Annotated in this window: 12 protein-coding genes; 5 read left to right on the top strand and 7 right to left on the bottom strand. The window is 67.8% G+C overall.

The annotated features are described in order from the left end of the window. The 4 genes from ABFX46_RS42115 to ABFX46_RS42100 all read right to left on the bottom strand — a co-directional run. On the bottom strand, positions 1-399 hold a 399-nt coding region (locus ABFX46_RS42115; protein ID WP_428831376.1), incomplete at its 3' end, for a hypothetical protein. Between the two features lie 63 nt (positions 400-462). Beyond that, the gene (locus tag ABFX46_RS42110; RefSeq protein WP_346050044.1) at positions 463-1,713 is read right to left on the bottom strand and encodes an AAA family ATPase; all 1,251 of its coding nucleotides are present in this window, start codon (positions 1,711-1,713) and stop codon (positions 463-465) included. A 106-nt stretch (positions 1,714-1,819) separates the two neighbouring features. After that, the gene (locus ABFX46_RS42105) at positions 1,820-2,785 is read right to left on the bottom strand and encodes a MarR family transcriptional regulator (RefSeq protein ID WP_346050042.1); all 966 of its coding nucleotides are present in this window, start codon (positions 2,783-2,785) and stop codon (positions 1,820-1,822) included. An 818-nt stretch (positions 2,786-3,603) separates the two neighbouring features. Further along, positions 3,604-4,005 (bottom strand): ATP-binding protein, encoded by a 402-nt coding sequence (locus tag ABFX46_RS42100; RefSeq protein WP_131943180.1) that lies wholly within the window; start codon positions 4,003-4,005, stop codon positions 3,604-3,606. A gap of 1,001 nt (positions 4,006-5,006) precedes the next feature. On the opposite strand from ABFX46_RS42100, the gene ABFX46_RS42095 reads away from it, so the two are divergent. Both ABFX46_RS42095 and ABFX46_RS42090 read left to right on the top strand, forming a co-directional pair. After that, positions 5,007-6,140, top strand: a complete 1,134-nt coding sequence (locus tag ABFX46_RS42095) for an NsdA family TPR-like regulatory protein (RefSeq protein ID WP_346050040.1) — start codon at positions 5,007-5,009, stop codon at positions 6,138-6,140. A 17-nt stretch (positions 6,141-6,157) separates the two neighbouring features. Further along, entirely contained in the window at positions 6,158-7,075 is a 918-nt protein-coding gene (locus ABFX46_RS42090; protein ID WP_346050038.1) for a phosphotransferase family protein, read from the top strand. Between the two features lie 19 nt (positions 7,076-7,094). On the opposite strand, the gene ABFX46_RS42085 is transcribed toward ABFX46_RS42090, so the two are convergent. Further along, entirely contained in the window at positions 7,095-7,664 is a 570-nt protein-coding gene (locus ABFX46_RS42085; protein ID WP_341770424.1) for a DUF6879 family protein, read from the bottom strand. Between the two features lie 308 nt (positions 7,665-7,972). Beyond that, positions 7,973-8,152: a hypothetical protein gene (locus ABFX46_RS42080; protein WP_131943183.1), complete on the bottom strand. Its 180-nt coding sequence runs from the start codon at positions 8,150-8,152 to the stop codon at positions 7,973-7,975. Between the two features lie 189 nt (positions 8,153-8,341). Between ABFX46_RS42080 and ABFX46_RS42075 the strand changes: the two genes are divergently transcribed. After that, positions 8,342-9,130, top strand: a complete 789-nt coding sequence (locus tag ABFX46_RS42075; RefSeq protein WP_346050035.1) for a sigma-70 RNA polymerase sigma factor region 4 domain-containing protein — start codon at positions 8,342-8,344, stop codon at positions 9,128-9,130. Between the two features lie 254 nt (positions 9,131-9,384). Continuing rightward, positions 9,385-9,924 carry a hypothetical protein gene (locus tag ABFX46_RS42070; RefSeq protein ID WP_346050034.1) on the top strand — a complete coding sequence of 180 codons (540 nt, stop codon included), beginning with the start codon at positions 9,385-9,387 and terminating at the stop codon, positions 9,922-9,924. A 185-nt stretch (positions 9,925-10,109) separates the two neighbouring features. Here ABFX46_RS42070 and ABFX46_RS42065 read toward each other — a convergent pair whose 3' ends face one another. Continuing rightward, the gene (locus ABFX46_RS42065; protein WP_346050032.1) at positions 10,110-10,415 is read right to left on the bottom strand and encodes a hypothetical protein; all 306 of its coding nucleotides are present in this window, start codon (positions 10,413-10,415) and stop codon (positions 10,110-10,112) included. 286 nt (positions 10,416-10,701) lie between these two features. Between ABFX46_RS42065 and ABFX46_RS42060 the strand changes: the two genes are divergently transcribed. Beyond that, complete coding sequence (locus tag ABFX46_RS42060) at positions 10,702-11,406, top strand: SAF domain-containing protein (protein ID WP_346050030.1); 705 nt, start codon at positions 10,702-10,704, stop codon at positions 11,404-11,406. The last annotated feature ends 3 nt before the right edge of the window (positions 11,407-11,409 follow it).

The following is an 11,409-nucleotide window of genomic DNA, read 5'->3' as shown; positions in this document are numbered from 1 at the left end:
GGACGCGCCGTCCGGGACCGCCCAGCGGGTGTGGGTGGCGTGCGCGGCCTCGTGTGTCAGGACGCCCCACAGGGCGGGGTAGCGGTCGCGGTCGGCGGGCCAGGACGGGTCGCACGTGGCCGGGTCCAGGCGCAGGTGGGTGCCGTCGAGTTCGATGGTGGCCAGCGCCGGGACGAAACAACCCGGGGCGCCTCGCCCGAGGCCGGGCGCGCACTGCACGGTGAGGTCTTCGCGGTCGGTGAGGTCGGTCACGGCGTCGGTGAACGCCGCCGACAGCCGCAGCCACGCCCCGCCCAACCCGCTCACCGGCGCGGGTGCGGGTGCGGCACTGGCGGGCGTTGCTGTCGCCGGTCCGGCGGCGGGCGGGGCGGCGGGTGTGGGGATGACGTGCGTTGCCATGGTTCCTCCGTGCGGGTCCGTGCGGTCGCGGGTGCGGTGCGGCGATGTGCAGGCGGGTGCGGGTTAGATTTGCTGGCCGAGGGCCAGCGGGGCGACCGTGCGCCCGTAGACGGCGGACATGACCTCGGCGACCACGTCGCGGTCCTCTTCGGGGGCAATGCCGAGTAGGTTGGCGACCGCCGCCTCGGCCCCGAGGACCCCGGACACCTTCTGGAAGGCGATCAGTTCACGAAGTTGCGGCGCCCAACCGATCTCGCCGGATTCCTGACGGCGGGCCAGGTTGCGCGCGACGCGCACGGCGCGCGGTTCGATGTCCAGGGCGCGGGCGAGGTCGTAGTCGGTCGACACCCGGATTTGCGCGGCGAACCGGGACGCAAGCGCCTCGGTGAGCACGGCGCCGTGAACGCCGGGGTTGTGACCGGCGACCACGTAGAACCCCTCGGCGGCGGTGATCGTCTCGCCCTTGTGCGCCTTGACGGTGATCTGCCGCCGCCCATCCATCGCCGGATACACCACCGCCAGCACCTTCGGGGAGATGAGGGTGGCGTCGTCGATGAGCAGGGCGCGGCCCTCGGTCATCGCGGTGATCAGCGGCCCGTAGACGAACTCATAACCGCCGCCGGGCGCCTGGGTGTACTCACCGACGAAATCGGCGACGGCGGTGTCACCGTCCCCGGCCACCGTGATCAGGTCCGGGAACGCCGCCTCCACCAGCGACGTCTTCCCCGTCCCGGGCGGCCCGTACAGCAGCGCCGGGATGGACGCCTCACGCAGCCGCTGCAGCGCCGCCACATCCGGCAGGTCCGCCAACCGGCGCGGGTGGTACGTCTGCCCGTTCGGCCGCACCACCGGCCCCACCGGCGCCTTCCCGCCCTTCCCGGACGCCCCCGAGGCGCCCGACGTGCCGGACGTCGGCGCGGGTGCGGACTTCGGCGCGGGCGCGGCGGCGGGGCGGCGCACGGTCGGGGCGGCGGGCGCACCGCCGTTGAGGGCGTCGCCGGTGGTCGCGGTGGCCCGGTAGCGGCGCGGCCCGGTCGCCACCAGATCGGCCTGCCCACGGTCGGCCAGCACCGTCAGCGCGTTACCGACCGCACCCGCCGACCGGCCCAGGTTCCGGGCGATCTCACCCGGCGTGAACGTCGCCCTCGGACTGTCCACCAGGATCGCGGCGACCCTGCGGCGCAACTCACCCGACCCGAGGCGACCGGTGCCACCGGGCGCCGGGACGGTAGGGCCCGTGGCCGGGGTGCTACCGGTCGGCGTGCTCGCGGTCGGGGCGGCGGTGGTGGTCGGGGTGGTGGGAACGGTGGTCATGGCATGGCTCCTTGGCGTGCGTGAGTGGTCGGGACGCCGGGGGCGGGTGCGGGTGGCGCGGTTGCCCGCCCCCGGGTGACGGTCGGTGCGGCGGTCGGGCGGGCGATCAGCGCGCGGCGCGCCCGGCGCGGCGGCCGGTGGTGGCGGTGAACCGGCGGGGGCGTTCGCACACCAACTCGGCTTCACCGGCCTCGGTCAGCCGGTCCAGGGCGTTGGACACCGCCCCCGCCGAGTGCCCGATCACCTTGGCGATCTCGTGCGGGGTGAACGCCGCGCCCCGGTGGCCGGTCAGGTGACCGGCGACCTTCGCCCGCATCTCACCCGGCGCCGAACGCGGCGCACCCGACGCGGTGCGCGGGCGCCCGTTGGCGGCGGCGCGCACCAGCCGCCGCACCAACCCCGACCCGCTGTAGGCGCCCTCGGCCGCCGACAGCGCCCCCGCACCGTCCCCGGCGTCCAACGCGGCCAACGCCGCCCCGACGGCGTCCTGCAGGGCGGTCAGCGCGTCCCGCGCCTCGGCGACCGCCGCCGCGTCCATCCCCGCCCCCGTGTCCCCGGCCTCACCGGCGTCCGTGGGGTCGGTGGCGTCCGCGTCACCGGTCGGGGCGGTGGTGGCGGTGTCCGTGCCGGTCGGCGTGTCCTGCCCGGGGGCGGTGTCGTCGGCGGTCGGCGCGTCGGTGGTGGCGTCCGCGTCACCGGTCGGCGCATCCGGGGCGGACGCGTCCGGCATGTGGTCGGTGGCCGGGGTGTCGTCGGCGGTGGTGGCCGTGACCGGGTGCCAGGTGTCGGGCTGGCGCTTACCGCCGTCCCGCCCGCCGCGCGTCCGGGCGGCGCGCCCGTCGCGCTCCAGGGCGGTCAGCGTCCGCGTGACGGTGGCGCGGCTGACACCCGACGCCTCGGCCAGCGCGGTCACGGTCGCACCCGGGTTGCCCGTCAGCGCGTCCCACACGTCCCCAGCCGCACCGGACGGGCGCGCCCCGCCCGTGACAGCGGCGGCGCCGTTTCCGGCGTTCTCGTTGTCCGTGACGCCGTTCCCCATGACGCCATTTCCGGTGATGTTCTTCGCGGCCATTTCGTCTCCCATTCGATGTGACCGGCGACCGGAATTCCGGTGCCGTTCCCGTTCATCGGGAGCTCGACCATTTCTCGATGCCGCGCCACCAGGCAAGCACCTTCGGCCACATTTTTAGTCACCTCAACGGCTGAACAACCTAACCAATCCCGCCCGCACCCGCTAAACCCGCCCGACGGTAAAGCAGATTTGCACCAATTCACACCCTGCCCCTCATTGCACGCCCACCTTTTCGGAGTCCACGTGCACCAAAAGGCGCGGCGGCGCGGCCCGACGGCACCTCATGCGCGGCGTTTCACGCCTCTTCGCGCCTTTTCGACTCATCGGGCGACGGCGACCTCGCACCTCGGGCGCAAAGGGTCTAGCGCCGAACCGCCACCGGCGGGCCGGCATACAGCTGGCGTATCGATGAGGGAGGGGGGACAGCAAACCGACCAGAGGAAATAGGTAGAGGACAGAGAAAAACCAGACCAACATCGCAAGCTATTACCAGGGGTCGTCCTGGTGACGAGTCGGGGCCACCAACAGAATATGCACCACCCGCTGCGACCTGCCCGGACGCCGTAAACAACACCTTCTGTTCATAGACAGAACCCCGAAAAGAAGACCGATAAGAACCCTGAAAACAAGACCGGAGAGACGACAGCACGCCGCACCGTCCACGCAGCGAGCGCCGGCGCACAAAACCGGCACAGACGCCTGGGCCCCGTCCGTAGACCGGCTGATGCGGGCCTGCGGACGGGGCCTCCCGACGCGAGCAGCGTTCTTCTACGCTGTCCCTTGAGGGGCCAGCCTGGTATCAGCAGGCTGGGCCCTCCCTACGACGCCAGCGTCACCTGCTGCCCCGGGCCGTTCTGGGCGGGGCGGCGCAGGTCCATGTCGGCCCACACGGTGAATCCGTCGCCGGGACTGCCGTGCACTCCCATCGTCAGGGCCAGCTTGGACACCGTGAGCAGGCCGTAGCCGCCCACCCGCGGCTCGCACCCCGGCGTCTCCGACCGGATCGTGGGCACGCAGCCCCCGCCCAGATCGGTCACCGCGATGTAGGCGATCTCCGACAGCGTGACCTCCAGGCCGAACCAGCCCCGGTCGTTGCCCGACCGCGAGTGCCGGACCGCGTTCGTGGACAGCTCGGCCACCACCAGCGCCACGTCCTCTTCACGGCCGGTCCCCTCGAACAGCGTCGCGGCGAACACCCGAGCGGCACGCACCTGATCCACTCGGCCCGGGTAGACCCGACGCCACTGCATCGGCCCCGAACCCCGCAGCCAGTCACCCGGAGAGCACATGCCCCAGCTTTTCTTTTCCACTTTCCATTCCCCTTGTCGTTTGGCCGCCCCTGCCGTTTATACGGCCGTTAAAGCGGGCGGATGAAATACAATCAGTGCTTGCCTCTGTTCATGGCGTCAAGCAAGCTGTGTATAGGTCTGGCAAAAACAGGGATCCGCACCGACGGTTCAGAGCGGGTCGCCAGCTCTCCATCGAGCAACCTGCCTTGCAAGGGCATCTGCGGTCTCCTGCTCAACGAGCTGGCCGCCGAGCAGCGCCCACCAATGCCGCGTGGACTGCCCGTACCAAGCGCACAGGTATGGGAATCGCTCTTGCAAGGCCAGCAGCCACGCCCGCCTTATCCGTTCTGGAGAAGCCTGGATGGCGGGCACAATCGGCAGATCAAAAGATGTGTTTTCCGGAGTCGAGGGAGAGCCGTCTTGTTCATTCATCTGGTCAACAACACCGTGGCAGCGCCTTCTCCCTGTTGCCGTCCTCGCCGCAACTAGAACTCGGAAGGACCTGGCCAAGGACCGGATGGGCAACCTTGATCATGCTTGCTGTCAGGAGGGTCACCAGCCGCACCATCATCTGTTCAACGCCGACGCCGACACGACGCCCAGAGCAGTGCGCGACCCGGGCCCTGGTTGGGCGATCGTCTGGCACTAGGAGGTCGGCGGGCAGGCGCTCGACGGCTTGCTGCGTCTGATCCTCTGGGAATCGGTGCACGATGACCGGCTCTCTATAGGGCGTGGCGATCTGGTCACTGTTAGTGAATCTGGGGCGGGCGCCACAGCTCTAGACGACAATGTTCGACAGCTTGCGACATCTTCAGCGTTCGCCCGGCAACCGACAGACAGGGAGGTGCACGCTCATGCCCTATGAGACGACCCCACAGGTCCGGGCTCGGCTGCGCCGCGAACGGCGGACGAGGGGATGGGACATCCCCCGCATGGCCCAGGAGCTGCGCGACGCAGCCGACTATCCCCACAAGATGCCGAGCGTTCGGAGCCTGCGCCGCTACATCGAGCGGTGGGAGAAGGGCGAGGTCGTCCGGGTCACCGAGCGCTACCGCATCCTGTACACCCGGGCCTTCGGCATGAGTGACGACGAGCTGTTCGAGGACGGGCCTCAACCGCCGCCCGCACCCAATCCCAATGAGGGAGACGTCGAGGCGATCCGCGGCATGCTCGCGGCGCTGATGGCCTCCGATCGGCAGTTCGGCGGCACCCGCATCCGCCGGCAGGCCACCGAGTACCTCACCGACGTCATCGAGCCGCGGCTCCGTGGACACGCATCCCATCCCCTCCGCCGGCGGCTCTTCGCGGTCTCCACCGAGTTCACTCTGCGTGTCTCGGCGATGAATCTGGACACCGACCGGCCGGATACCTCTCTCACCCTGCTGGGCCGGGCCGCGAGTATGGCCAACGAGTCGGGCGACCCTTCCCTGACGGCGTGGGTGTTGTCACGGCGCGGGGAGCATGAAATGCACCAAGCCACACTCGCCCGACGTCCCGCCCAGAAAGCGGGATACGTGGACCAGGCGTTGGCTTACACCGAAGGCGCCGTCGGCATAGCGCGCGCGGTCCCTCCGCTCGAACGGGCCTTCCTGACGACCAAGGCCGCGCTCGCATGGTCGCTGACCGGTAACCGTGCACGCACCCAGCGCATCCTCGGCGATGTGTGGGACGCCTACGAGCGAACCGGAACGACGACCGAACCCAGTTGGATCAACGCCTACGGAGTCGGGCATCTGCGCCATGAGGAGGCCCGCTGCTATGTCAACCTCGGCATGGGACGGCACGCCATCCGCTCCGCCGAGCAGAGCCTGGCCACCCGAACCGAACCACGGCCCCGCGCCTTCACCCTCGGCGTCCTTTCGATCGCACACGCGCAGAACCTGAACATCGAGCAGGCCTGTGCCTGCGGCCATGAGCTCCTCGCACTCGCCGCTGAGATCTCCTCACGCCGTGTCTGTCTACGGGTCACCGAAGTGCTCGATGCCCTCCGACCTCACCAGGACCAACCAGCCGTCACCGAGCTATACGAGGCCGCGCGTCCGGTGTTGGCGCGTTGCGCCCGGTGAGCCGCAGGTGACCGTTCATGGCAGCCCTTCCCGACGAGATCCGGCTCCTGCTTGACACGGTCAGCGAGCGGTGCGCAATTCCGACGGGCGATGCTCGGCTGTTGGGGCAGCACAGCAACACCGTCATCGCGCTGCCGGCAGCACGACTCGTCGTTCGCATCGCCGGTAACCCCAAGGCGTTCGACAGGGTCACTCAGTCCGTCGCAATAACGCGATGGCTGGCCAGCCGCAGGTTCCTCTGCACCGAGCCTGCCGATGCCGATCCCTTCCGCATCGACGCACACGTGTTGTCGATCTGGCGGCTGCTCGAGGTCTGTGCCGGGCCATCGGGAACCGGCGCAGACCTCGGCCGAATACTCCGGGCGCTCCACGACCAGCCGGTCCCGCCGTTCAAGCTGCAACCGATGACCGACCCGTTGGGCAGTGTCGCCGAGGCAGCCCAACGCCACCCCAATGCCATGAGCAACCGAGACCGGTCATGGCTGCTCACCCGAATCAATGAGATCCGCACCGCCTGGACGCAACTGGCCGGCACGCTCCCCTCTGGGCTGATCCACGGAGATGCCCACACCAATAACCTCATCCGGGTCCGCGATGGGGAGGTCGTGCTCGGCGACTGGGACCACGTCGCCCATGGCCCTCGGGAATGGGACTTGATCCAGCCGCACTACATGCGTCGCCGGTTCAACCGCCATACTGAGCAAGATCTTGATGCCTTCACAGCCGCCTACGGACGGGACGTTCGTACCTGTCCGGGCTTCGACGTGCTCGTGCACGTCCGTGAACTCAGCGGACTGAGTCCCTACATTCGCAAAGCTCCGAGTACCGATTGGGCTCGGCGAGAAGTCGCTCACCGGCTCGCCACCTTGCGAAATGACGACACGGCCGCCAAGTGGAACAGCCCTCCGAGACCGACATCTGCCGAGCAGGGCTGAACCTCGATGGTCCCGACTATCAGGTCGGCTCGAAGTCCGCGTGTGGGATCGACCGCTTCCATCCTGCTTCGAATGCCGACAAGCACAGCGACACCACGGACGGCTCGGTGCGATTCTCAGGGCCCAGCGACGATCCGTCCCCGGCGAAGTGGTTGAACTGCACGACCCGGTCGTCGAACACCCAGTAGTCGTTACCCGGCAGCGCCAGATCCGATGCCCGCCGACGCGGCAGCCAGCGCACCGACTCACCCGCCGCCACGTTCATCGGCGTCACGCCGTACTCGTAGCGGATGTAATCGGTGACCGGCTCGGACACGATACGCAACCGGCGGATCGACACCCCACGGGTCACCACGGGTGCGAGGAGGTCGATCCATCCTTGCCACCGCTCGACCGGGTCGAAATGGTCACCGCCCAGCCACCTCAAGTAGTCCGGGTCGGTCGGAGTGTAGACGTCCCTCTGCTCCAAATGCACAGCCGAGAACCGGCACCCAGCCAACAGGGAGGCGAACGAGTCCCCACGCCCGCCGTTGGGGTCGTCACTCACCTCGGTCGCCTCGCCGCGTCCCTTGTCCCCGCTGCTCGCCATCAGCCGTCCTCAAGCCGCCGCTCGCCAACCTGTCGGTTCCTGTCTCTCACCATGGTTGTCCCGCAAGTCTTCATGCCCCGTCAACCGCTCGGCGCCGGGCGATCCGGCGGCAGCCAGGTCCTCGTCGAGTGCGACCTCGGCCGTACACACCATCCGTTCGACGACAACACCGCAGGTCACAGCGATTATGAGCACTCCGTGAGCACTTCAGTGACATGCGTTGCCGTGTCTTCATGAAGCGCACACAGTCAGCGCTGCGGAACGTTAGGTCCCGTGGAGCGCGGTCGGCTGAGCCAGCTCGTGCCGGCTCATCGTGGCAGCGGCGCGGAGCAGATCGCGACCAGATGGAAATCCTCAAGAGGTTCCCATACCGGCATGAGAAGGATCCGGGCGAGCGAGTGACCGAGGGGGCTGCCAGCCCCTCCCGAGATCTTTACCGAAGGAATCTGGCGGCGGATGAACAGCCAGGCAGCGGCTGTTTTGAACACTCGGCCGACTTTACCTGTTCATACGAAAGAACATCGCGGTGAGGGTGTCATCGCAGGTCAGGCCCGTTTCTAACACATCATGAACACTTCGTGTGCAGGGCGTCCTGCCTATGAAGTGTTCATGATCTGCACATGCCGTGGTGGACACCTGGGGTCATCGATCCATCACGACCTTTCGGGGATGACGACATGAGCCACCGCCGCGCCAATGACCAGCGTCCGGCCAGCACGGTTGCGTTCCGGTCGCGCAACGCGCTGACCGTTGCCGAGGACTCCTTCCGGCTACTGACGAGCGGCCCGGGCCCGCTCACGGTGGACGGCCGAGTGATCGGGCAGGGCCTGCCCCAGCAGCCGATCGACCTGAACACACTGCGCGACCTGCTGCTGGAGCGCTCCGCATCCAGCGATCTGAAGGACCAGGTGTGGTGCGAACTCATCCGCCGGGCACGGACCGGAGAGCCCTCATGGGTGGTCGGCTGCGTCGGAATGGCCATGCCCGGTCTCAAGAGCATCGCAGCGCGCATCATCCGTTCCAGCCCGAGCCATCTCGCTGACGACATCGTCTCAGAGCTGCTGACCGAGTTCGTCGCTCAAGTGGCGCGTATCGACACCTCGCGTCCGCACATCGCCGCGCGCCTGATGTTCTGGGCTCGCAAGGGCGCCCTGCGCGCCCGAGGCAGGGAGACCCGCCACGTCCCGTGTGGCCCGCGTGAACTGCCCGACCGTGCGGCTGCGGCCAACTCGGACCCGGTGCTGTTGCTCCTGGACGCCGCACGCCAAGGGGTCATCAGCCCTGCCACCGCCGAACTGATCATCGCCACGCGGCTGGACGGCACCTCCGTCCAGGAGTACGCCCAGGTTCAGGGAGTGCCAGCCAAAAGCCTGTACAAGCAGCGGCACGCGGCCGAGACCCTGCTGGTCGCAGCCGTTCAGGACGGCCGGATTTCCGCCGACTCCGCTGTTCCGCCCGGGATGTGATGAGCAGGACGCCTCCAATTCCGGCATCCGGGCGTGGCATCCCAAGGCTCACAATGTGAGCATACCGCCGCATTGCGGTACGAATGCATTCACCTTTGGCCACAGGCATCCGGAGATTTACCCTCTTCACGGCGAGACACGGATGCGAACCCCACCGTGCACATCTACCATCGCTCGTCATTGCATTCTCGGTGCTGCTGCGGCAGCTCTGCCGCAGCAGCACCGAGAACGATCAAACGCATGGAGGCAGATACTTGATCGCAATCCGCCGGCGGGTGGCCGCTCAGCTCTGCCTTCCCGGCACCATTGGCATTGCGCTCCTGCTGACAGGCTGTGATGCCGAGGGCCGCACGGCCACGCTGCCTTCCGCTCAGACCATGCCCCCAACGTCCCCGCCCGCTGACGATGACGCCGCAACAACTGCTTATACAAACGTTGTTGCGCAACTGGATACCGCCGACTCCCTCCCTGAAGGCACCCGGAAGCAAGAGTTGTCGAGATTCATGTCCGACCCCCAGCTGTCACGGGTACTCAACCGCGTTGAGGAGTTGAAGGCAGAGAACCTCACTTCCTACGGAAACTCAATTCCACACGTGCAGAGCGTCCACGTCGACGGAAACAAAGCAATCCTGCATGACTGCTTGGACGCCAGCAATGCCGGTCTTCAGAATTCCCGCACACACAAGAAGGTGAATCGGGGCCTCAAGGAGGAAGGAGTCAAGGCGCACCTATCCAAAGGCAACGATGGGCAATGGCGCGTCGTCAAGATAATCTCGCTCGGCGAAGGCTGCTGAGAAATGTACGCCACTGCGGTATCCATCATCATCGCAGGCTCGCTTTCAGCAAATATGGTGAGCCCATTGTCGCCCCCAGCGGATCCACTGCCGCCGGTGGCCAACATCCACGGGTACAAGTACGGCGCTAATTCCCCCGGAAGAAGCTGGCCGAGCCGCCGACCGAAATCACACTCGACTAAGCATCAGTCCAGCGAATCTGACGCGGCTGGGCCACGGGATTGCCAGGAGCTCAGCGAATACGTGCAGGTCGTTTGCGCACCCGAACCTGAGGGCAGTAAGCCACCCAAGGTTTCACCCGCACAACTGGCCATGACGAACTGGGCGCAGATGCCGATTCCTGCACCCAGGGTGCGCACCGCGCCACCGCGGCGATCGGCTGGCTTGGTGGGCTTGCCGGAGTGGTTCTGGGTTACGAACTGGCGCACGATCACCAGCCGGGCCACCGCACGCGATGTGTGGGTTGAGGTCTCGGCGAGGCTGCAGAGCATGACGATCGACCCAGGCAATGGACGCCCCGTTCGGTGCACGGGTCCTGGAACCGCATATGACAAATCTCGTCCGGCATCTATGCAGCGCACCAATTGCTCGTACACGTTTCAGCGGTCATCGGCGCATCAGCCGGGTGGGGCCTACCGGGTGCGAGTGAGCGTGCTGTGGGGAGGCACCTGGCGGGGTTCGGACGGGTCGGGTGGAGCATTGCCGCCGCTGACGCGGTCGACGATTTTCCGGCTGCGGGTGGCCGAGGCGCAGGGTCTCTACGGATGAGGGAGTGGCATGAAGACCGGTAGTGGCACGCTGCGCAAGCCGACGGTTCCGAAGCTGACCGGCGGCCCGAACCCCGCGTCGGCCAAAAGGCTGGCGCGGCAGCGTCGGCCCCGATGGGTGATGGCCGGCGTGATGCTGCTGGCGTTCGCGGTCTTGGCGAACGTGTACCTGTTCCAGTCATCGGGTCAGCGGGTCGCAGTGGTTCGGCTCGCGCGTGATGTTGCGGTAGGGCACAAGATCGTTCAGGCGGACTTGGGCGTCGTTCGCGTCGCTACCGGCTCCACAGTGCCGGTAATTCCTGAACGTCAGCTGGGTGAGGTGGTCGGGCGGCGTGCCGCCGTGGGCCTGCGGAAGGGGACGCTGCTGGCGGCGTCGCAGCTCGCGACGCAGCAGAGTCCGCCCCCTGGGCAGACGCTGGTGCCGGTTCCGCTGAAGGCCAGCGCGATGCCGCCGGGGCTGGCTCCAGGCTGGCGCGTCCGCGTGGTGTTCACGCCCAGCGGTCAGGAGCAAGGCGCCGGTGGCGGTCCGAGGACGGGTCAACAACAGGCCGTCGTGGCTAGGGACGTCTCAGGCGTGGTCGATCAGGTGGAGGGCCCAGACGCAGAGGGGGCGATGACGGTGGCGCTGCTGGTGGCCGATGCCGACAGCAGCCGAGTGGCGCGGCAGGCGGCGGCCGGGCTGGTCGTGCTCGTGGTGACCGAAAGGCGGGGCTGAGGC

The organism is Actinomadura chokoriensis, assembly GCF_039529475.1.
In the GTDB taxonomy this organism is placed as follows: Bacteria; Actinomycetota; Actinomycetes; order Streptosporangiales; family Streptosporangiaceae; genus Spirillospora; species Spirillospora bangladeshensis.
This window is presented reverse-complemented; position numbering and strand designations above follow the sequence as displayed.